Raw genomic sequence first — 23883 nt, 5'->3', positions numbered from 1 at the left:
TTTTATTTGGAGGACTAATCTTAAATGGAGATTATGAATAGAATGAAGCATTGGCACAAGGTGGCATATTTCTTACTTGCCTACGATTTTATTACCGTTGTGCTTTCTTATTTTCTTGCACTTTGGCTCAGGTTCGATTGCCAGTTTTCACATATCGAAACACAGTACTTGGAGAAGTACTACGTAATCATTATTCCATACGCAATTTTCACAGTTATTATTTATCAGTTTTTTGGTCTCTATCGAAGCATTTGGCGTTTTGCTAGCTTCTACGAGCTTAAAAAATTAGTGCTTTCTACAGCTGTTACACTTGTATCAAACGCAGTTGTTGTTACAGCATTCATTCACAGAATGCCAATTTCATATTATGTATTTGGAATCGCATTCCAGTTTTTCTTTGGAGTTAGCATTCGCTTTTCTTATAGATTTATCTTGCTTCTTCGAGATAGCCGAGAGGCAAGTGCTGCAGATACCAACGTACTCCTTATTGGTGCTGGTTCTGCAGGACGTATGATTCTTCGCGATGTTAACTTTGTAAACGGTGGAGCAAATGGTTCTGCCAAGGTCGTTTGCATCATCGATGACAACCCTAACAAATGGGGCCGTTACATCGATGGAGTAGAGGTAATCGGTGGCCGCGATAAGATTCTTTATGCCGTTGAAAAGTACGAGATAAAGGAAATCTACATCGCTATCGCTACACTTGCTCCTAGCGAAAAGCGTAACCTCATCAATATTTGCAAGGAAACAAACTGCCGCATTAAGCAGCTTCCAAATATGTACGCTGAAAAGGCCGGTATCATCAGCGCTGGCAATCTTCAGAACATCACAATAGAGGATGTTCTCGGGCGTGATCCAATCAGCCTCCATCAGGAGGATGTTGCTGCTCAGCTTCAGGGCAAAGTTGTTCTTGTTACAGGCGGTGGCGGTTCCATAGGTTCCGAGCTTTGCCGTCAGATTGCTAAGTATGGCCCAAAGCAGCTCATCATTTTTGATGTATATGAAAACAATGCATACGATATTCAGCTTGAGCTTAAGCGCAAATATCCTAATCTTGATTTAGTTACACTTATCGGTTCAGTTCGCGATGCTCGCCGTATTGAATCAGTGTTTGAAACATACAGACCAAACATCTGCTATCACGCAGCAGCTCACAAGCATGTACCTCTTATGGAGGACAGCCCTTGCGAGGCTATCAAAAATAATGCAGTTGGTACTTACAAGACAGCCTATGCTGCTATGAAATATGGATGCGACCGTTTTGTTCTTATCAGCACAGATAAGGCAGTTAACCCTACAAACGTCATGGGGGCCACAAAACGTATATGCGAAATGATTATCCAGACTTTCGACAACATGGTCCGCAACAACCACGAGGATATGCTTCCAACACTTATCACTCATCAGATTGATATTGATACAGCAGATTCAGAAAAGGTTCCAGCAGGCAGTGGCCACACAGAGTATGTTGCAGTTCGTTTTGGTAACGTGCTTGGCTCAAATGGTTCTGTTGTACCTCTTTTCAAGAAGCAGATTGCAGAGGGCGGTCCAGTTACACTTACACATAGGGATATCATCCGCTACTTCATGACAATCCCAGAGGCAGTCAGCCTTGTGCTTAAGGCAGGCGCCAATGCATCAGGTGGAGAGATTTTTGTTCTTGATATGGGAGAGCCTGTAAAGATTCTTGATCTTGCTCGCAACATGATCGAGCTTGCAGGTCTTCGTCCAGACGTCGATATTGAAATAGAAGAAATTGGCCTTCGCCCAGGCGAGAAGCTTTACGAAGAAAAGCTTATGAGCGAGGAAGGCTTGAAAGAAACTGAAAATCATCTGATTCACGTGGCAGAGCCAATCAAGTTTGATTCAGATGAATTTATTAGAAATCTTCAATCACTTATGACACTTGCATACAGCAACGAGGGCCCAGAGGTGGTTCAGAAGATTAGAGAAACTGTGCCTACATTCAAAGGCTAGATACTGGAGAGTATAATGAAACAACGTATTTACACATTAGATATTTATAAAATTGTGCTTACTGTTCTTGTGGTATTCCATCACTTCCAGCAGGTTACTGGTGTGGTTTACGCAGGTATTAATTTTTACGGTGGCACAATCGACATGTACCCAATTCTTGAATTGTTTTTCATGATTTCAGGATTTATGTGCGCGCCTTCCGTAGCTAAAATGCTTAATGAAAGCTTCGGCAAATACTTCATTAAAAAGGCAATCCGTATTTACCCAATGGTTGCCATCACAATGATCACAGGTGCCATCATCATGTTCAGCTACTTCAGAATGACTGGTGCATGGTTCTTCGATATAGCAGTTACATACTGGCGTACATTCAGCAGTATGCTTCTTATCACAACAGGTGGTCCAATCAACAATGGCCTTTCGCTAAACCCACCACTTTGGTATCTATGTGTGTTGATTTATTGTTATGTGCTTTTGTATTTCATCGTTTGGCTTTGCAACAAGCTTCAGGTAAGCCATTTGGTTGGCGCAGGAGTGATGGTTGTTGTCGGTACATGCGTTGTGGAATACGGCGTTGCATTCCCATTCTTCACAGAGGAAACAGGCAGAGGCTATTCAGCATTCTTTCTTGGCCTCATTATCTACAGCATGTGGGAAAAGCTTTCACACAAGGCACTTACAATCTATGGATTTGCAATGACAGCACTCTGTGCTTTCGGATATTTATTTAAGTTTGAATACATTCAGGGAAATCATCGTTCGGTAATGACATACATGCTTTGGCCTGCAATGATGTTTGTTGCCCTCAGCACAGCCAGATTCTTCCGTTTGAAAATCTGGAGCGTTTTGGCAGCAATCTCATTTGAAGTGTACATTTGGCACTTCATCGGCCTTGCATTTCTTATGTACATCAGCACCAGATTTGGTTTAACATTCCCAAATCCAATGCACTTGATGATTGAGTTTTTACTTGGTCTTTGTGTATTCGCAACTATTGTTTACTATCTTATTGAAAAACCACTTACAAAATGGTTGAAAGGATTAATCCAAAATGGCTAAGAAATTATCAATTGTAGTTTCTGTTTATAATGAGGCTCTTGGCTTGCACCAGTTTTATGAGCACACCAATCAGGTCCTTACCGATGATTTTGCAAAGACTGGATGGGACTATGAGCTTATTTTTGTAAATGATGGCAGTCAAGATGACAGCTTGGAAATTCTTCGCGAATTTGCTTCCGAGGATGACCATGTTAAGGTTGTAAACTTTGCAGCCAACCGTGGCCACGAAGCTGCTATGATAGCCGGCATCGATTATTCTACCGGCGATGCAGTCGTTTGCATGGATGCAGATTTGCAGCATCCACCAGAATCTCTTGCAGATATGGCTCGCAAGTTTGATGAGGGATATGATGTTATTTCTATGATTCGTACTGCCCGCAAGGATGCTGGGCTTATCAAGCGCGTTACATCCTGGGGCTTCTACAAAGTTATGAATAAGCTTTCCGGCAAAACAAAGTTTGAAAACAATTCATCAGATTTCTTCGGCATCTCTCGTAGAGTTGCCCTTGTATTAAAGAGGGATTACCGCGAGCGAGTTCGCTTCCTTCGCGGATATGTTCAAAACGTTGGCTTCAGAAAGACTACACTTGAGTTTGAAGCATCATCACGTATCGCCGGCGAAAGCAACTACAACATTAAGTCGCTCATCGCCCTTTCCCTTAATGCCATCTGCAACTTTTCAGATGCGCCACTTAAGATGGGGATTTACGCAGGACTTGTATCACTAGTAGCCGCATTTATTCTTATGATTTATTCCATCGTTCAGTACTTCCTTGGCACTGCACCAGATGGATATTCAACAATCATCGTTTTACTTTGCTTTATGTTTGGTGTATTGTTCATCATTCTTGGATTCGTTTCAGAGTACCTCGCAATTATTTTCGCCGAGGTCAAGAATCGTCCAATTTACATTGTTGACAGCGTAATTACAAAAGATGGAGAGGAATTGCAATAATATGAATTTCACATCTCAGATAGAGACAGCATTTTCGAAAATCAAAAATCATTTCACAGGCACACAAATCACAGCCCTAATCTCAGTTTTGGTAGCTGGGCTTGTGGCCCATGGGTATGTTTTGTTCAACCGCATTTCATATCATGACAATGCAGCCTGCCTGTTTTCACTTGGCGGCACATACGAATCCGGCAGATGGGTTCTTGGTTTCATCTACGACATTCAGATGATGACTACAAAGCTTTTTTCAGTGCCTGTATTTAATGGTATCTTGTCTTTGATTTTCATTGGCTTTGCAGCAATGCTTATTGTGGATATGTTCCAGATTAAGTCAAAGGTTGCAGCTGCATTCGTCGGCGCAATCATGTCCGTATATCCGGTAGTTACCAGCATCTTCTCATTCATGTTTACAGCATGGGAATACTTCTTGGCACTCCTTCTTGCGGTCCTTGCAGCAAAGATTTTGCTCAAGTCTTTATCAGTGAAAAACTTCATCCTTTCCGCTGTTGTTTTATCACTTAGCCTTGGTATCTACCAGGCATTTTTTGCTGTTACAATCGCAGCATTTCTTGTGTCACTTACACTTGGCGTTTTGAAAAATGAAATCACTTCTATCGATGAGTATGCAAAACGCGGTTTCACATATTTGGCAGAGCTTGTTGTGGGCCTTGGTATCTGGGGCGTTATGCGTTTCATCACTCAGCACATCAAAGGCATCGAAGCTGTTGATTATAAGGGGATGGATGATGGCTATAGCCTTGCCCTTCTTCCAAATCAGATTATAAAGAGCCTTTCAGCTTTCTTTGGATTTCGTCAGGCTGGCATCAACGCTTTGCTATATCTCAGAGCCTTCACAGCGCTTGTTGTTGTCGTTACAATCATCCAGCTTGTAGTGATGCTGGTTCGTAGCTCAAATAAGGTCGGCGTTAAAGCCATTTCATTGGTTGGCCTCATTTTCCTTCCAATCGGAATGAACGTGGTTTACCTTCTTTCTACTAGTGAGGAATATCACGTAGATTCACTTATGGTTTACGGCAACATTTTCGTATTCCTTCTTCCAGTATTTTTGATTGAGATGCTGGATGCCCAGGATTTTAAGGCCGGCGTCATCCGTAGCCTTACATCAATCGCCACATGGATTCAGATTCTTTCACTTGCAGTTCTCACTGTGGGTTACATATATCTTGATAACGCTGCCTACATGAAGGCAGAAATTGCAGAGGAGCAGGCTACTGCTTACTACACCGAGCTTGTTGCAAACATCAAAGCCACAGAAGGTTTTTCCGATGATATGGAAATTGTCTTCGTTGGCTGGGAAAATCTTTCCGACGGCACCAATGCCAAGGTGGATTCAGTAGACCAGCTTGAGGCAGTTCAGCTTGAAAAATATCCTCGTTTCACCGATATCATTACTTACGGCGGCTCAAGATATTTTATGCAGGAGCACCTTGGATTTGGCAACGACCTCCTCATCGAGGACGACGGCACATACGCTGATAGCGCTGAGGTTAAGGCTATGCCAACATATCCAAATGACGGTTCAATCGCAGTGATTGACGGAAAAGTAATTGTTAAGCTAGGAGAGTAATTCATGAGTTCAATCGGACAGAGCATGTATGATTTTGCCACAGAGCTTTTTCCTATCAACCGAAGCATCACAGGTGAGGGCGTTCGCCAGACTTTAAAGATGTGTTCCGATAGGATTGCAGGCGATGATGGCATCACCTTCGAAATAAAAAATGTTGCCAGCGGCACCCAGGTTTTTGATTGGAATGTGCCAAAGGAATGGAAGATAAACGCAGCCTACATCGAGGATGAGGCAGGCAATCACATCGTAGATATGGCTGTCAGCAACCTCCACGTGATGGGCTATTCTACCCCAATCGATGAGTGGGTTGATTTAGAAGAATTAAAGCAGCACATCTTCACATTGCCAGATCAGCCAGATATCGTACCTTACGTAACCAGCTACTACAAGGAGCGCTACGGATTCTGCATGAGCCAGAATCAGCTTGATAGCCTTAAGCCAGGCAAGTACCACATGTACATCGATTCAGAGCTTTTCAATGGCAACCTTACATACGCTGAGCTTGTTTTACCAGGCGAGTCCGATGAAGAAATCTTCTTCTCAACATACGATTGCCACCCATCTATGGCCAACAACGAGGTCTCTGGCCCAGTGCTAATGTGTGAGCTTATCAAATACGTAAAAACGATACAGAATCGACACTACACATACCGATTCATCATCATTCCAGAGACAATTGGTTCTATCACATACATCGCTACAGATAATCACTTGCAGCACATGAAGCAGCATATCGTTGCAGGATTTAATCTTTCTTGCGTAGGTGATGATAGGGATTATTCAATTGTCCATAGCAAATACGCAGATACCCTTGCTGACAGAGTTCTTACGAATGTTCTAAAAACTCATACAGAAGGAAAATATAGCGACTACAGCTTTTTGAAGCGCGGCTCAGACGAGCGCCAGTACAATTCCGCAGGAGTGGACCTTCCAGTGGTTTGCTTCTGTCGTAGCAAGTTTGGCGAGTACCCAGAGTACCATACCAGTGCTGATGATATGACTCTCGTTAGCCCAAAGGGATTCCAGGGAGCATACGATGTTGTCACTCAGGTGGTAGACGCCCTTGAAAACAACAAGACTTTTGTCATGACAGTACCTTGCGAGCCACAGCTTGGCAAGCGCGGCCTCTTCCCAACAGTCAGCAAAAAGGGAAGCTACGATGCAGTCATGGCCATGATGTATTTCATGACTTACGCCGATGGTCGCAATGATTTGATTGGCATTTCTGAAATCACAGGAGTTCCAGTAAAAGAGCTAATCGACATCGCTCACAAGCTTCATGAAAATGGCTTGGTTGAAGTAAAATAAGAGGAAAAAATGACATCACAAGAATTGTTAAATGATATAAAAAATGAAATCGCATCTCTTGGCATAGCACGTGGTGACATGGTTTACGTTGCTAGCGATATCACAAACCTTTTATTCGTTGCCAAAAACGAATGTCAGGTTAAAGTAAAGCAGAGAAATGATTTCTTAAATGAATTCGTAAATACGTTACAGGATTTAGTTGGAGAGGAAGGTACACTTTTGTTTCCAGTTTTTTCCTGGGACTTTTGCAGAGGTAATGGCTTCGATTATTTAAACACACCAGGCGAGGTTGGCGCTCTAAACAATTGGATTCTTAAAAACAGAACCGATTTCATCCGCACCAAGCACCCAATGTATTCCTTTATGGTTTGGGGCAAGAACGCACATCGTCTTGCAGCTATGAGCAACCAGGATGCCTGGGGCGATGCAGGCCCATTCACCTATCTTCGTGACAACGGTGGCAAGCAGCTGTTCTTTGATATTGAAGCTCACCAAGGTATCACCTTTGGTCACTATGTAGAGCAGTGCGTTGATGTACCTTATCGTCATCCAAAGTATTTCTTTGGGGATTACACAGATAAATATGGCGTCACAGAAAAGCGCTGCTATTGCATGTACGTCCGTGATTTGGATGTCATCCAGGAAATCAGCATCACCAACGAATGGCTTGTTTCAAATGGCGTAGCAAAAGCTGGCGAAAGTCATAGCCTTGGTCTTTGCGTTTGCGACCTTGGGGCAGCCTGCCCAGTCATTGCTGCAGATATGCGCGCAGACGGTGCCAACACATTAAAATTTGAAAACTACACCTTGGACTGGTCAAAGCCAAAGACCGTTCCTTACGAAATAAAAGGATTAGAATAAAGGAGATTACCATGAATAGAGAAGAAATCTTATCTAAAATAAACGAAATCTTTCAGGATGCCTTCGACGATGACAGCCTTGAAATCAGCGAATCCACCACAGCAAACGACATCGAAGGTTGGGATTCACTTATGCAGATGAACCTCATCGAAATGATCGAGGACGAATTTGAATTCCAGTTCACTATGGACGAAGTTGCAGCTCTCAAAAATGTAGGCAGCATCGTAGATATTGTGGCAAGCCATGTATAAAACATACATTGAAAGAAACTTGGGTTAATAATTAGCAAACTAAGGAGTAAAAATGGATTGTTTTAATTATCCTTTAGATACAAAAACATTGCGCAGAAAGCGCGCCAAGATTTACAGAGAGCTATCTGAAAAGCCAGGACTCATCGAAAAGAAGGTTGCAGTGCTGGGCGGTTCCACTACAAACGATGTGGTAGATATGCTTTCTATTTTTTTGTTGAATCACGGAATCAAGGCCAGCTTCTATCAGTCTGAATATGGCCAGTATTGGCAGGATGCAATGTTCGGCAGTCCTGAGCTTGACGCAATGAATCCGGACATCATATATATCCACACCAGCTGGAGAAATATCACCGATTTTCCACAGATGGATATGGATAAATCCACAGTGGATGATTTGCTTGAAAATCAGTATCAGCATTTCGAGGCTATGTGGACTGCTCTTGAGGAAAAGTTCCATTGCCCAATTATCCAGAACAATTTCGACAGACCAAACTACAGATTAATGGGCAACCGCGACATCTGGGACTACAGAGGACGCAGCAATTTCATCTCAAGATTGAATCAGCGTTTCTATGATTATGCAAATAATCACACTGGCTTTTACATCAACGATATCGATTATCTGGCACAGGACTACGGCCTTTCTCAGTGGAACGATGCCAAATACTGGCACATGTACAAGTGCGCCATGAATATGGATGCTATTCCTTACGTGGCTCAGTCCGTTGCTTCTATTATTAAGTCTATCTACGGACGCAACAAAAAGGTTCTTGCCCTTGATTTGGACAACACCCTTTGGGGTGGCATTGTAGGTGATGATGGAGTAGAAGGCATCGCCATCGGCCCAGAGGTTCCAGCAGGACAGGTGTATGCCGAGTTCCAAAGCTACTGCAAGAATCTCAAGGACATCGGTGTAGTCCTTGCCATCGATTCGAAAAACGACGAGGCAAACGCAATCGCCGGACTCAATCATCCAGACGGCATCCTTCGCCCAGATGATTTCGTTTCAATCAAGGCAAACTGGAATCCAAAGGATTTAAACCTTTCTCAGATGGCTTCGGAGCTTACACTTGGTGTGGATAGCTTCGTATTTGCGGATGACAATCCTGCTGAGCGAGAGATTGTTCACAGCCAGCTTGGTGTAGAGACTCCTGCTATGGATGGTGCAGAAAACTACATCAAGGTTCTTGACCACGGCGGATATTTCGAGGTTACCAACTTCTCCGGCGAGGATATGAAAAAGACTCAGATGTACCATGCCAAGGCTGAGGCCAAGAAAGCCCAGGCAGCTTTTGCAGACTACGGCCAGTATCTGGACAGCCTGGATATGACAGCCTACATCACCGGATTTGAGCCAATTATGATTCAGCGAGTGGCCCAGCTTACAAATAAGTCGAATCAGTTCAACCTCACCACACTTCGCTGCAGCGAGGATGACATCCGTCAGATGCAGGATGGTGGAAAACACATCTGCATGGCTGGCAAGCTTGTTGATAAGTTCGCCGACAACGGCATCGTCACAGTTGTTGCAGGAGAGATAGAGGGCAGCATTGTAGATATCAAATTGTGGCTTATGAGCTGTCGAGTTTTAAAGCGCGGCATGGAAGATTTGATGATGAACGAATTTGTCAGCCGCTGCAAGGAAAAGGGCGTTGGTAAAATCGTGGCTCATTACTATCCAACTGCCAAAAATTCCATGGTGAAGGATTTCTATGGAGACTACGGCTTCACTCTTGAAAACGAAGACGAAGCTGGCAACAGAACATATTCAATCAATGTGGCTGATTATGAACAAAAGCCAGTACATATAAATTTATAGAGCAATTGCTGTTGAAATTTGAAAACTAAAGTGGTAACTTAATTTTTTGTGTGGAAACTGTAGAATAATCAACTAGTTTTTTATACCGGGGAGTTCGTGAGACATCAAGATTTACTGACTGGAGGAAAGAACTTGAAAACGAATGGTATAGGAAAAGGCAACAAAATTAAACGACTAAGTACGAAGTTGATTTCAATCTTTCTACCTGTTGTGGCAGGCGGAATTGCATTACTAGTACTACTTGTAGGTGTTTTTGATACGAAACTCATCCATGAGCTTCTTTACACATCATTAGAAAAATCTGTTAAATCAGATGCTATAGCAATCAACAGCGAGTTAAAATCAACCTTCTATTATTTGAATGCTATTGCAGATTCAATTGAGGTTCAGCAATTCGAGGACGACGCAGAGATTCGCGCCTTTTTGCAGCAGACAAAGGGACGCTACGATATGATTCCAACTGGTGCATATCTATCTTTATCAGATGGGGCCTTTATTGAATTGACAGGTTGGGATCCAGGAATGGATATCCGCGAAAAGCCATGGTATCAACAGGCTATCGCATATACGGATTCATACTATTATTTCTATGATGTTCCATATTTCGATTTAAACACAGGAAACTTATGTGCAACAGTTCTTCGTCATGTTCATTTAAAAGACGGAAGAGAAGGTGTAATCGCAGCAGATCTTATGATGGCTACATCTCAGGATTACTTAAACAGCGTCACATTATACAACACCGGTCGTGCCATGATGGCTACTTCACAGGGCTTGATTCTAAGTGCTGAGGATACAGCGATGTGCGGTCAGAATTTAGCAGATGTTGATGATAAATTACTCAACAACATGACAGCTGTCCTTGAAAATGAAGATGGTCAGGTTGCTAAGATGAATGGTGCAGACGGACAATACTTCGTTTCAACTTACACAGTAGAAGGCACTGATTGGAAAGTTATAAATTATGCTAAGGCAACAGATGTTTTAGCAGATGTGTTATACATGCTTCTTATTGTTATCGGGGCAGTAGTTGCAATGATGATTATCCTGGCCGTTTTATTCAATGTAACTTTGAATAAAATGATTCGTAAGCCGGTAGCTGCTTTGACAGAAAATATCGAGCATATCAGCCAGGGTGATTTCACAGTTACAATTGACGACAGAGGTAACGATGAAATTGCCTACATGAACAAGTCGATGAACAAATTCATCGAAAGCATGCGCGGAATTATCAGCAACATTCAGGGCATTTCAACTCAGCTTGAAACTGATTCAAAGAATTCTCAGTCCACAGCTGGAGTTTTAAATACAGAAGCAAACGAGCAGTCTAGATCCATGGAAACAATTCTTGCAAACATGGAAAGCATGGCAGAGTCAGTTACAGAGGTAGCTGAAAATGCTACATCATTATCAATGACTGTTTCAGAGCTTACAGAGTCTGAAAATCAGATTGAGACAAGCATGGTTGAGCTTGTTGATAAAGCAAATGTTGGTGCCGAGGACATGACAAATGTTCGCAAGGGAATGGAAGATGTAGTTGCTTCTATGAACGATATGAACAATGCGGTTCAGTCAGTTGACGAGGCCGCAGCAGAAATCAACCAGATTATCGATATGATTAGCGGCATCGCATCCCAGACAAATCTTCTTTCATTGAACGCTTCAATCGAGGCAGCCCGTGCAGGAGAGTACGGCCGAGGATTTGCGGTAGTTGCTTCCGAAATTGGACAGCTTGCAAATGATAGTGCCGAGGCAACTAGAAAAATCGGTGAAATCATTGATGAGATGACTATGAAGGTTCGCGACCTTGCTGAGCGTTCAGAATCAAACACAAAGATGATTCATGATAGTTCAGAGGCAGTTGATAATGCGGCAACAACATTCCAGACCATTACAGCTTCACTTTCAGATGCAAGCGACACATTATCAAAGATGGCTGAGCGAATGGGAACTGTAAATGATGTGGCAGCAAACATGGCAGCCGTATCAGAAGAGCAGTCGGCTACAAGCCAGGAAATCACAGCGACAGTTAACCAGTTAACTGAAAGCTCAAGAAACGTTGCGGAATCAAGTAACACTGTTTCAAACGCAGCTTCATCAGTTGCAGTGGCAGCAGATTCTATCAACGAAAGCGTACAATTCTTTACAATATAATTTACATGAGTTCGAGGACAGATTAAGTTTGTCTTCGAACTCTTTTTAGTTTAATGCACTTATTTTATTGTTGTGCTATAATTAATGAGTTTAATTATGTAAAAATGGAGAACAGATTTGAGAATATTAATTACAGGGGCTGCAGGCTTTGTTGGAAAGAATCTTGTAGAGACTCTTAAGTGTGCAGCAGATGGAAGAGACAGGTTCCATTTTGTTGATGAGGACCTGATAATTTATGAATACGACAGAAATTCTTCATTAGAGGAGTTGGATCGATTCTGCAGCGATTGCGATTTCGTTTTCAATCTTGCAGGTGTCAATCGTCCTCAGAACACAGAGGAATTTATGGAAGGCAACTTTGGGTTTGCCAGCACATTGCTTGATACTTTGAAAAAGCACGGCAACACTTGCCCGGTTATGCTTTCATCATCTATCCAGGCCACACTTCTTGGCAGATATGCCGGCAGTGATTACGGCAAAAGCAAGCTTGCCGGTGAGGAGCTTTTCTTCAAATATCAGCAGGAGACAGGTGCAAAGGTTTTGGTTTATCGTTTCCCAAATCTTTTTGGAAAATGGTGCCGCCCAAACTACAACTCAGCAGTTGCCACATTCTGCCACAACAAGGCAAACGGCTTGGACATCACAGTAAACGACCCAGCCACAGAGCTTACACTTGTTTACATTGATGATTTGGTTAACGAAATGGTTGCAGCACTTCGAGGTCAGGAGCATCGTTGCAATTACGATGATCAGGGCCAGGTGGTAGAGGCAGTAGACGGTCGCTATTGCCACGTGCCAGTCACACACACAGTGACACTCGGCGAAATCGTGGAGCTTCTTGATAGCTTTGTGGAAGAGCCTCATTCACTCATCATGCCAGCCATTCCAAATGGAAGCTTTGCAAAGAAGCTTTACAGCACATACCTTTCATACCTTCCAAAGGAAAAGGCGTGCTTCGACTTAAAGATGAACGTGGACAATCGTGGTTCATTCACAGAGCTTTTAAAGACCACTGACAAAGGTCAGTTCTCGGTAAATGTCAGCAAGCCTGGCATCACAAAGGGCCAGCATTGGCATCACACTAAATGGGAGTTCTTCATCGTAGTCAGCGGCCACGGCCTCATTCAGCAGCGCCGCGTGGGAGTAGATGAAAACGGCAACCCATTCCCAGTGATTGAATACGAAGTTTCAGGGGAAAAGATTCAGGCAGTTCACATGCTTCCTGGCTACACCCACAATATAATCAATCTTTCCGATTCTCAGGATTTGGTAACCCTTATGTGGGCCAACGAATTACTTGAGGCGGATAGACCAGATACATACCGTGAAGACGTATAGTTGATTATTTAGAAGAGCCAGTAGACAGCAAGCTCTTAGGTTTCTCAAGCGAAACATGTAGTTGAGCGGAGAAACACTAAGGCTTGTAGTTGTAACTGGCGGAGTAGAGGTAATAGTATGTTTAAGAATAATGGAAAACTAAAGTTATTAATTATAGTAGGAACACGTCCAGAGATTATCAGACTTGCAGCAGTTATTAAGAAGTGCCGCAAGTATTTCGACTGTGTGTTAGCTCACACTGGTCAGAACTACGACTACAATCTAAACGGAGTATTCTTCAAGGATTTACAGCTTGATGATCCTGATGTTTATATGGAAGCTGTTGGTGACAATCTTGGTCAGACAGTTGGCAATATCATCGCAAAATCATATGAGCTCATGGTTGAGATTCAGCCGGACGCGCTTTTGATTCTTGGCGACACAAACTCATGCCTTTCAGCTATTGCTGCAAAGCGTCTTCACATCCCAATTTTCCACATGGAAGCTGGAAACAGATGTAAGGATGAGTGCCTCCCAGAGGAGACAAACCGTCGTATCGTAGATATTATTTCAGATGTAAATATGGCATATTCAGAGCACGCTCGTCGCTACTTGGCAGAGTGTGGCCTTCCAAAGGAGCGCACATATGTAACAGGCTCTCCTATGGCAGAGGTTCTTCATGCAAACCTTGAGCAAATCGAGGCTAGCAACGTCCTTGAGACACTTGGTCTTGAGCCAAAGAAGTACATCCTTCTTTCAGCTCATCGCGAGGAAAACATCGACACAGAAAAGAATTTCACAAGCCTTTTCACAGCTATCAACGCATTGGCAGAAAAGTACGACATGCCAATCCTTTATAGCTGCCATCCACGTTCACGCAAGCGCCTCGAAGCTACAGGCTTCAAGCTCGATCCACGTGTCCGTATGCATGAGCCACTTGGCTTCCACGACTACAACCACTTGCAGATGAATGCATTCGCAGTAGTTTCAGACTCAGGTACACTTCCTGAGGAATCAAGCTTCTTCACAAGCATTGGCAAGCCATTCCCTGCAGTTTGCATCCGTACATCTACCGAGCGCCCAGAGGCCCTCGATAAGGCTTGCTTTATCATTGCAGGTATCGACGAAAAGTCATTACTTCAGGCAGTTACAACAGCCATCGATTTGAATGAAAACGGAGATTATGGTATACCAGTACCGGACTACGTAGAAGAAAACGTATCTACAAAGGTTGTAAAAATTATCCAGTCTTACACTGGTATTGTGGATAAAATGGTTTGGAGGAAATTTTAGAAATGAATTGTGAATTATTTAAAGATAAAACACTTATGATTACTGGCGGAACAGGTTCATTTGGTTCCACAGTTCTTAAGCACTTCCTTGACTCAGACCTCAAGGAGATTCGAATTTTCTCACGTGATGAGAAGAAGCAGGATGATATGAGACATCAGCTTCAGGCTGAGCACCCAGATCTTGCTGGCAAGGTAAAGTTCTACATTGGTGATGTTCGTAACATGCGCTCAGTTCAGGATGCTATGCCAGGTGTAGATTTCATCTTCCATGCAGCAGCATTAAAGCAGGTTCCTTCTTGCGAGTTCTTCCCAATGGAAGCAGTTCGCACAAATGTTGAGGGAACAGACAATGTTCTTCATGCTGCAGTTGAGGCAGGGGTTCAGCGAGTTGTTTGTCTTTCAACTGACAAGGCTGCTTACCCAATCAACGCAATGGGTATTTCAAAGGCTATGATGGAAAAGGTTATCGGTGCAAACGCTCGTGTTGCAGCTGGTAAGACTACAATCTGCACCACACGTTACGGCAACGTAATGTGTTCACGTGGTTCAGTTATCCCTCTTTTCATCGACCAGATCAAAGCAGGCAACCCAATCACAATCACAGATCCAGAGATGACTCGTTTCCTCATGAATCTTGATGAGGCAGTTGCACTTGTTATGTTTGCATTCGAGCACGGCGAGCCAGGTGACCTCTTTGTTCAGAAGTCAGACGCTTCTACAATTGGCGACCTTGCAAAGGCTGTTCAGCAGCTCTTCGGTGACACAGGCACAAAGATTATTGGAACACGTCACGGCGAGAAGCTTTTCGAGACACTTATGACAAACGAAGAGTGCGTTCGTTCCGTAGATATGGGTAACTACTATCGTGTACTTCCAGATGGCCGTGACCTCAACTACGACAAGTTCTTCGTAGATGGCCAGGTTCACACAATGGCATCTGAAGCATACACATCACACAACACAAAGCGCCTCGATGTACAGGGCACAGTTGATAAGATTATGACAACTGACTATGTACGCGAGATGTTAGAAAACTGGAATAAGTAAAGGAAATAAATATGAAGAAAGATACTATAAAGTGGTTTGCCATTTTACATGTAATTATTTTGATATTTTCGGTAAATAGCATTTGCTCAAAGTTTGCATCACAGAACCAATTCCTTAGTCCAAAGTGGATTCTTTTCTATGGAATAGTTATTTGCATCCTTGGATTCTACGCTATTGCATGGCAGCAGGTTTTAAAGCATCTGCCACTTATCACTACATATGCAAACAAAGCTGCAACAACAATCTGGGGCCTCATTTGGGGCTTTGTTGTGTTTGGCGAGCAGATTACACTTCAGAAGGTAATCGGTGCAATCGTTGTTATCATCGGTGTTTACCTTGTTGTTAGCGGTGATGAGGAAGTCAACGGAAAAGCTAGCAAAGAGGAGGTAAGCAGCAATGAATAAATTTATGTTAATTATGCTTACAGGAACATTCATCGCCTCTTGCTCACAAATCGTTTTAAAGAAGGCTGCTGAAAAAGAATACCCAAGCAAAATCGCAGAGTATTTAAACCCAATGGTTATGGGAGCATACATCGTGTTCTTTGGAGCATCACTTTGCTCAGTAATCGGCTACAAGGGAGTACCACTTTCACTTGGACCAATCCTTGAGGCAACAGGTTATATCTGGGTTGCTGTTTTAGGAAAAATATTCCTTGGTGAGAAAATTGGTGCCAAGAAAGCCACAGGACTATGCGTAATCATTATAGGAATCGTTATTGCGAGCTTCGGTTCAGAGATTCTTACAGCAATAACATCACTTTTCTAATAGGAATTAAATATGAGTAAACAAACAAAAAGTATCGTAAGCACAACTATCGTAATTACGATACTTACTTTGTGCTTTAAGCTACTTGGCTTTGTTAAGCAAATGGTCATAGCTTATTTCTTCGGCACAACATTCGAAACAGATATATATTTTGTAGCCTTCAATTTTGTAGGCACGCTATCGTCAGCTTTTATCAGGGCTATCACCATTTCACTGGTAAGCATTTACACTCACTGCCTGGTGCAGCGAGGTAGGGATGCAGCATCAAGACTTATGAGTGCATGCCTTGAAATCTTGCTTCCGGTAGTGCTTTTCGTGTTGCTGATTGTCTACATGATCACACCTTACATTGCATCAGCACTTGGCCAGGGCTACACACCAACAGAGCTGGAATACTTACAGCAATATCTTAAGATTTGCTATCCGTTCTTCCTGTTCGCGGTAGTCACATTGGTTTGGACATCTATGATGGACGCCAACAAAGACTTCGTAGTCAGTCGTACAGAATCAGCAATCACCAGTATCACAACAATCCTGTGTATCCTGATTCTTTACAATGTACAGGCAGTTACATCGCTGATTATTGCCCAGTATTTAAGCTACATCATCTTCGGCTCATTACTTTTGATTCGTGGACGCAGATATTTCAAGTTCACCTTCGTAGCATTCAAGGATGTGCCCGAGATTAAAACCGTACTTTTGACGGCGGTGCCACTCTTCATCGGCAACTCCGTTTCACAGATAAACAAGCTTGTTGATAGTGCTCTTTCCACAGGCCTTGGCCACGGAAATGTATCAGCGTTATCATACTCAGTATCATTGGAAGATTTCGTAACTATCATCCTGGTAAACAACCTGGTAGATGTTTTATATGTAAACTTCTCCACATATACAGCTGAGGGTGATTATGATAGCCTTATCGATACCATGAAAAAGGCTATCAACGTTATGATATGCATCATGATTCCAATCACACTTGTCACATGCATGTGTGCAAAGGAAATCGTTACTATCGCTTTTGGACGTGGTAACTTCGGCGAGAAATCGATTGCCCTTACAAGCGCAGCTCTCATCGGTTACGCTGTTGGTTTTACTAGTATGGGCGTACGTGATATTATTTTAAGAGGACTTTATTCTTTTAAGGACACCAAGCGCGCGATGATTTCAGGAATCTTCGCAGTGGGCGCCAACATCATCTTTAGTATTGCGCTGTCACGAGTTATTGGAGTTATGGGCATTTCGATTGCCAGCTCCATCAGCTTGACAGTCAACTTTTTGATTAACTCGCAGATGCTAAAGCGCCATATCAAAAACTACAGATTCCTTGAACACATACCTGTTCTGCTTAAGCAGATTCCAGGAGCTATATTTGTAGTCATCGTAGTGCTTTTGATGAAGCATTTATTTGATAGCAACATCCTTATCTTTGGCCTCTCAGCCGTAATCGGCATTGGTGGCTACATCGTCATCCTCATGATGATGCGCATCGAAGAGGTTGAGTACGTTAAAGGTAAAGTGATGAGCCGACTTCATCGTTAGCACATGAACAATGTATTTTGTCATTTTAGTCAAGCTTTTGATATAGTAGGTAAGCGCGAGGAGGAAGGCTCCATGCAAGCTAGGAAGGAACCCCGCAGGGGGAGGTTGCCTTGCGAAGTATGGAAGGTGGCCTCCGGGAGCATGTAAACTTTGGATAAGCTTGACTACTCATATAAAGGAGGAAATTATGATACCAGTAATGAATGTGCAGAGACAGTATGCGTCTCTTCAGGATGAGCTTGATGCAGCAGCACTTGAGGTGCTTCATTCAGGCGGATATATTTTAGGACCAAAGGTTCAGAACTTTGAAAATGAATTTGCATCATACTGTGGTGCAAAGTATGCAGTAGGTGTAGGCAATGGTACAGATGCCCTTGTAATCGCACTTCTTGCATCCGGCATTGGCGAAGGTGATGAAGTTATCACAACAGCTATGACATTTGTTTCTACAGCAGAGGCAATTGCTCAGGTTGGTGCAACTCCAGTATTTGTAGACATCACACCAGAGACTTACACAATGGATCCAAGCAAGCTTGAGGCTGCTTTCACATCAAAGACAAAGGCTGTTATTCCAGTTCACATCTACGGCCAGGCTGCAGATATGGATGAGATTTGCAGAATTGCTCACAGCCACAACGCACTTGTTATCGAAGACTGTGCACAGGCTGCAGGCGCTAAGTATAAGGGACGTCGCACATGCTCACTTGGTGATATTGCATGCGTCAGCTTCTTCCCTACAAAGAACCTTGGTGCAGCAGGCGATGCTGGTATCATCGTTACAAGTAACGAAGACTTATATAAGGCTGCTATGGCTTTCCGCGTTCATGGTTCAGGCCTCAACGGCGCTTACACATACGCTAGATTAAACGGTCAGGAGTTCGACGAGTCAAAGGTTGATTTCCACGGAAATCTTCCAAAGTACTACAACTACCTTGTAGGCTTCAACTCTCGTCTTGATGCACTCCAGGCAGCAATGCTTTCAGTTAAGCTTCCACATCTTGATGATTGGAACGCTCGCCGCCGTGAAATCGCAGCAATCTACAATGAAAAGATTATAAACACTGCTTTTGCAAAGCCAGTAGTTGCTGATTTCAATGAGCATATCTTCTACGTTTACCCACTTCGCGTAAACGACAGAGCAAAGTTTAGAGCGTACATGGAAGAAAAGGGCATCGCTACAGGCGTTTACTTCCCAGTTCCAATGCATGAGCAGGCATGCTTCGGCAAGCTCGGCTACAAGCATGGCGACTTCCCAGTTGCCGAGGACCTCGCAGAGCACGGCGTAACAATTCCAATGTTCCCAGAGCTCACAGATGACGAAATCAACCAGGTTATCGACGCAATGAACGCTTATACAGAGTAATGATAAATGGCACCTCAGCTTAGGCTGAGGTGTTTTTTTATTGCTTCAACCTGCTAGACACATCATATCTGCCAAGTTATTTCAGTCAAGGGCAAGCCTACGGAGCTTCGCTCCCTTGACTTCATAACTTTTGGCAGATAAATGTTGGTCAAGCAGGCTTGAAACTGGGACTGTGGCGAAGCCACAGGGTTAATGTAATGCTGGGGGGAGCGCTGTGTTTGGCGAGGGCTGTTTGTTTGCGAGGGCAGGTGTGTGAAGTATTGAAAGAGCAAGATATTGAATTCTAATACTTGGCGAAAAATGAAAAGTATTGAAATGAGGAGATTTCATTTTTTAATACGTGAAATCAGTGATTTTTGATGGAAATAGAGCTTTAAAAGTATTGAAATTGAAGAAAAAGAAATTTTAATACTGGGATACTTACCATATTGTTAAAAATGGCGATTAAAATGGCGAGTTGAAGTATTAAAATGAAAAATTATCTTGATTTAATACTTTTGAAGCCCAAAATGTGCTGGAAATACAGCATTTCAGGTATTAAATCTTTGGATATGATTAATTCAATACTTTTGGAGCGTCAGAGAATATGGCGAGCCTAAAGCTAGCTAAACTATAGATTTCTGTTTTTCATCAGAAAAACAGAAATCGTAAATACCAAGAAAATAGATTCATCTATTTTCTTGTCCTGCAAAGCAGGATTCTTGCTGACAATTTCATTTTTCTGTCAGCAAGAAGTTATAGAAACATTTTACATAGATTTGATTATAATTGCGTAGGCAATATGTTAAAATGTGTATACAAATCCAAAGGGACTGGCGGAAGCCAGCTGAACACGAAAGGAGAATACACATGTACGAACAAATCAAATTGCCTTATGCAACAGATGCTTTGGAGCCATATATTGATAAGCTCACAATTGAAACTCATCATGGCAAGCATCATGCAACCTATACAAACAATTTCAATGATCTTGCAGCTAAAGCTGGTGTGGCGGACAAGCCAGCAGCAGAAGTGCTTGCGAACTTAGATAAGATTTCAGATGAGACTTTGCGCAAGGGTATCAGAAATCAAGGTGGCGGATATTATAATCATAATCTTTATTTTGAAATGTTTTCTCCTGATGCTGCAAAGGCTCCAACAGGCAAGCTTGCTGATGCAGTAAACAAAGCTTTTGGCAGTGTGGAAGCTTGCAAGGAAGAACTTTCAAAGCTTGCAGCAGCTCAGTTTGGCTCGGGTTGGGCTTTCCTTTCAGTTGATTCTGCAGGTGAGCTTCATGCATCGAATTCTTTGAATCAGGACAATCCATTATCAGAGGGCAAAGGCTGGACACCAATCATTGCACTTGATGTTTGGGAGCATGCTTATTACCTCAAGTACAAAAACTTGCGCCCAGATTACATCAAAGCATTCTGGGAGGTCCTTGACTGGTCCAAGGTTTCAGCCCGTTATGATGAAATAATTAGATAGAATTAATATTTAAAATGCCGCTTTAATATGGTAAAGTTTAGGAGTATGTGGTGAAATAATGTTACTATTCACCGCATACTCCATTTTTGTATTTTAGTATTTCAGGAGGGCAAGACATGAATAAGCAGGGAATTGGAACTAGATGTGTGCAGGCAGGTTATACACCAGGAAATGGTGAGCCAAGACAGATTCCAATTGTACAATCTACAACTTTCAAGTATGACACTAGTGAGGATATGGGAAAGCTTTTTGACCTTGAGGCATCAGGCTATTTCTATACAAGACTTCAGAATCCTACAAACGACTACGTAGCTGCAAAAATCGCAGCACTTGAAGGTGGTACAGCTGCAATGCTTACATCCAGCGGACAGGCAGCCAATTTCTATGCATTATTCAATGTTTGCGAGTGCGGTAGTCATATCGTTGCATCTTCATCAATCTATGGTGGTACATTCAACCTTATCGCTGTTACAATGAAGAAGATGGGTGTTGATGTTACATTTGTTTCACCTAATGCATCAGAGGAAGAGTTGAATGCAGCATTCCAGGATAACACACGCGCAATGTTTGGTGAGACCATCGCAAACCCAGCCCTTACAGTTTTAGATATAGAAAAATTTGCAAAGGTGGCACACGCTCATGGCGTTCCACTTATTGTTGATAACACATTCCCAACACCAGTAAACTGCCGTCCAATTGAGTGGGGCGCAGATATCGTTACACACTCAACTACAAAATATATGGATGGCCACGGCGCAGGCGTTGGTGGATGTATCGTAGATTCAGGAAAGTTTGACTGGATGGCGTATGCTGATAAGTTCCCAGGACTTTGCACTCCAGATGACAGCTACCACGGAATCACATACGCAGAGAAGTTTGGTAAAGAGGGAGCTTTCATTACAAAGGCTACAGCTCAGATCATGCGTGACCTTGGAAGCATCCAGTCTCCACAGAACGCATTCATTCTCAACCTTGGATTAGAGTCACTTCACGTTCGTATGCCTCGTCATGCTGAAAACGGACTTGCTGTTGCAAAATTCCTTCAGTCTTGCCCAGAGGTAAAGAAGGTTACTTATCCAAACCTTGAGGGAGATGAATATTATGAGATGGCTCAGAAGTATCTTCCAAACGGAGGATGTGGCGTAGTTTCATTCGAGCTCAACGGAGGCAGAGCTGCAGCAGAATCATTCATGAAGAAGCTCAAGCTCATCGCTATTGAGACACATGTTGCTGATGCAAGAAGCTGCTGCTTAAACCCAGCTACATCTACACATCGTCAGATGACAGATGAGCAGCTGGAGGCAGCTGGCATTCCAGCAGGCCTTATCCGCGTATCTTGCGGCCTCGAGGACAGCGAAGACCTCATCGCAGATATCGCCCAGGCTCTCCACTAACCGTGGTTAATAAAAAATATAATATTTAGATGAGCAGGTAGGTATCAAGCTCTCAGTGTTAAGAAAGTAGGTAGGAGACAAGCTCTTGGTGTTGCTGAAGTGACCAATCTCGGAACGAAGCAATACCAAGGCTTGTATCCGTAACCTACATTGAAAACCTAGGATGCTTGTATCCGTAACTTGCGGAGTTAGAAGTAGATGTTATTTAATTCTTATATTTTTATTTTTGTTTTTTTACCAATTTGCATACTAGGATATTTTTTACTTAATAAGACTAAGCGATACAAGCTTGGTCTTGTTTTTCTGCTTGGAATGTCATTGTGGTTTTATGGATATTTCAATCCAGGGTACCTGCTGATTATCATCTCCAGCGTAATCGTAAATTACCTGTTTTACCTGTGGATGAAAAGATTGCAAAACGGTGCCATACTCGAAGCGACTACAATGAATTCAGAGTTGGATTCAGTAACTATAGATAATGTAGGCTATCTGAAATCCTGCAAACCAGTTATGATACTTGGCGTGGCAGTAAATCTTGGGATAATCTTTTATTTCAAGTACATGGATTTCTTCATTGATAACGTAAATACGATATTTAAAACTGACTGGCCATTTATGAATATTGCTCTTCCTCTTGGGATCAGCTTTTTCACATTCCAGCAGATTTCATTTATCGTGGATACATACAGAGGACAGGTGCCTAAGTATGATTTCCTTACATATGCTTGCTACGTCACCTTCTTCCCACAGCTGGTTGCCGGCCCAATCGTTACCCATGATGAGATGATTCCGCAGCTATTAAATACAAGCAAAAAGACTGTGGATTGGGACAATATGGCAAAGGGCTTCTATATGTTTGCCATGGGTCTTGGTAAAAAGATATTAATAGCAGATGTGTTTGGTGTGGCCGTAAACTGGGGCTACACTCAGGTGGCAGATTTGAAGGCTACCAACGCAATCCTTGTAATGATTGCATATTACTTCCAGCTTTATTTTGACTTCAGTGGATATTGCGACATGGCCACAGGCCTTGCAAAGATGCTCAACATAGATTTGCCAGTTAACTTTGACAGCCCATACAAGACGCTCAACATTGCAAGCTTTTGGAATCATTGGCATGCCACTCTTGGTCGATTCTTCACCAGATATGTGTACATCCCTCTTGGTGGAAATCGCCGTGGAAATTTAAGGACATGCTTCAATCTTTTCATCGTATTCTTGCTCAGTGGATTCTGGCATGGTGCCCAGTGGACCTTTGTAGTATGGTCCGTGCTAAACGGTATCTTTGTTATCATCACTCGCATGAACAAAAAGACCTTCGATGAAATGCACCCTGCCCTTGGATGGATGCTGACACAGGTATTCTTTGCTATGTCACTTATCTTTTTCAGAGCAGATACAATCGGCGATGCAATTGAGTTTATAAAGCAGATTTTATACGTAGATTTCACCAACATCGATGTGAATATCCTTAGCGCATTCCAGACACCAGTGTTGAAATACTTCCTGGATGGAACAGCGCTTACAAATTCACTTCCATTTATATATGTTGGAATCTATTATTTCCTTGCACTGTTTATTGTGCTTGGAGCAAAGAATTCAAACCAAAAGATGCAGGAGTTCCAGCTAAAGATAAGCACTATGCTTTGGACGGCATTTTTGATTGTCCTCAGCATCTTCTCACTTAGCGGAATCAGCACATTTTTATATTTTAATTTTTAGGA

The 23883-nt window shown here is 42.7% G+C and carries 19 protein-coding genes; all 19 read left to right on the top strand.

From position 1 onward, the window contains the following. Positions 1-24 precede the first annotated feature (24 nt). The 19 genes from CRN97_RS06685 (at position 25) to CRN97_RS06595 (ending at position 23881) form a co-directional block, all read left to right on the top strand. Positions 25-1977 carry a polysaccharide biosynthesis protein gene (locus tag CRN97_RS06685; RefSeq protein WP_097076306.1) on the top strand — a complete coding sequence of 651 codons (1953 nt, stop codon included), beginning with the start codon at positions 25-27 and terminating at the stop codon, positions 1975-1977. A 15-nt stretch (positions 1978-1992) separates the two neighbouring features. Then, complete coding sequence (locus tag CRN97_RS06680; protein WP_097076305.1) at positions 1993-3036, top strand: acyltransferase family protein; 1044 nt, start codon at positions 1993-1995, stop codon at positions 3034-3036. After that, positions 3029-3991, top strand: a complete 963-nt coding sequence (locus CRN97_RS06675) for a glycosyltransferase family 2 protein (protein ID WP_097076304.1) — start codon at positions 3029-3031, stop codon at positions 3989-3991. The genes CRN97_RS06680 and CRN97_RS06675 overlap by 8 nt, the downstream gene beginning before the upstream one ends. A gap of 1 nt (position 3992) precedes the next feature. After that, positions 3993-5579, top strand: coding sequence for a glucosyltransferase domain-containing protein (locus CRN97_RS06670; RefSeq protein WP_179670697.1), 1587 nt, complete (start codon positions 3993-3995; stop codon positions 5577-5579). A 3-nt stretch (positions 5580-5582) separates the two neighbouring features. Beyond that, complete coding sequence (locus CRN97_RS06665; RefSeq protein ID WP_097076302.1) at positions 5583-6887, top strand: DUF4910 domain-containing protein; 1305 nt, start codon at positions 5583-5585, stop codon at positions 6885-6887. Positions 6888-6896: 9 nt separating this feature from the next. After that, entirely contained in the window at positions 6897-7748 is an 852-nt protein-coding gene (locus CRN97_RS06660) for an AAC(3) family N-acetyltransferase (protein WP_097076301.1), read from the top strand. Positions 7749-7759: 11 nt separating this feature from the next. Continuing rightward, on the top strand, positions 7760-7999 hold the full coding sequence (locus CRN97_RS06655; protein WP_097076300.1) for an acyl carrier protein: 240 nt from the start codon (positions 7760-7762) through the stop codon (positions 7997-7999). A 52-nt stretch (positions 8000-8051) separates the two neighbouring features. Continuing rightward, positions 8052-9818: an HAD-IIIC family phosphatase gene (locus CRN97_RS06650; RefSeq protein WP_097076299.1), complete on the top strand. Its 1767-nt coding sequence runs from the start codon at positions 8052-8054 to the stop codon at positions 9816-9818. A gap of 132 nt (positions 9819-9950) precedes the next feature. Continuing rightward, positions 9951-11972, top strand: coding sequence for a methyl-accepting chemotaxis protein (locus CRN97_RS06645; protein ID WP_242962024.1), 2022 nt, complete (start codon positions 9951-9953; stop codon positions 11970-11972). Between the two features lie 117 nt (positions 11973-12089). After that, positions 12090-13310, top strand: a complete 1221-nt coding sequence (locus CRN97_RS06640; protein WP_097076298.1) for a polysaccharide biosynthesis C-terminal domain-containing protein — start codon at positions 12090-12092, stop codon at positions 13308-13310. A gap of 117 nt (positions 13311-13427) precedes the next feature. Next, on the top strand, positions 13428-14582 hold the full coding sequence (gene wecB / locus CRN97_RS06635) for a non-hydrolyzing UDP-N-acetylglucosamine 2-epimerase (protein ID WP_097076297.1): 1155 nt from the start codon (positions 13428-13430) through the stop codon (positions 14580-14582). Between the two features lie 2 nt (positions 14583-14584). After that, positions 14585-15628, top strand: a complete 1044-nt coding sequence (locus tag CRN97_RS06630) for a polysaccharide biosynthesis protein (protein ID WP_097076296.1) — start codon at positions 14585-14587, stop codon at positions 15626-15628. Between the two features lie 11 nt (positions 15629-15639). Further along, on the top strand, positions 15640-16032 hold the full coding sequence (locus CRN97_RS06625; RefSeq protein ID WP_097076295.1) for a DMT family transporter: 393 nt from the start codon (positions 15640-15642) through the stop codon (positions 16030-16032). Beyond that, entirely contained in the window at positions 16025-16396 is a 372-nt protein-coding gene (locus CRN97_RS06620; RefSeq protein WP_052169716.1) for an EamA family transporter, read from the top strand. Before CRN97_RS06625 ends, CRN97_RS06620 begins: the two co-directional genes overlap by 8 nt. A 12-nt stretch (positions 16397-16408) precedes the next feature. Continuing rightward, on the top strand, positions 16409-17935 hold the full coding sequence (gene murJ, locus CRN97_RS06615; protein WP_097076294.1) for a murein biosynthesis integral membrane protein MurJ: 1527 nt from the start codon (positions 16409-16411) through the stop codon (positions 17933-17935). Positions 17936-18122: 187 nt separating this feature from the next. Next, on the top strand, positions 18123-19298 hold the full coding sequence (locus CRN97_RS06610) for a DegT/DnrJ/EryC1/StrS family aminotransferase (protein WP_330400095.1): 1176 nt from the start codon (positions 18123-18125) through the stop codon (positions 19296-19298). 849 nt (positions 19299-20147) lie between these two features. Continuing rightward, positions 20148-20765, top strand: coding sequence for a superoxide dismutase (locus CRN97_RS06605; RefSeq protein ID WP_097076293.1), 618 nt, complete (start codon positions 20148-20150; stop codon positions 20763-20765). Between the two features lie 116 nt (positions 20766-20881). After that, positions 20882-22159, top strand: a complete 1278-nt coding sequence (locus tag CRN97_RS06600) for an O-acetylhomoserine aminocarboxypropyltransferase/cysteine synthase family protein (RefSeq protein WP_033151909.1) — start codon at positions 20882-20884, stop codon at positions 22157-22159. Between the two features lie 198 nt (positions 22160-22357). Continuing rightward, positions 22358-23881 (top strand): MBOAT family O-acyltransferase, encoded by a 1524-nt coding sequence (locus CRN97_RS06595; RefSeq protein ID WP_097076292.1) that lies wholly within the window; start codon positions 22358-22360, stop codon positions 23879-23881. Positions 23882-23883 lie beyond the last annotated feature (2 nt).

The organism is Pseudobutyrivibrio ruminis DSM 9787 (assembly GCF_900218035.1).
Taxonomy (GTDB): Bacteria; Bacillota; Clostridia; order Lachnospirales; family Lachnospiraceae; genus Pseudobutyrivibrio; species Pseudobutyrivibrio ruminis.
The sequence above is the reverse complement of the archived record's forward strand: the minus strand, read 5'-3'. Positions and strand labels throughout refer to the sequence as shown.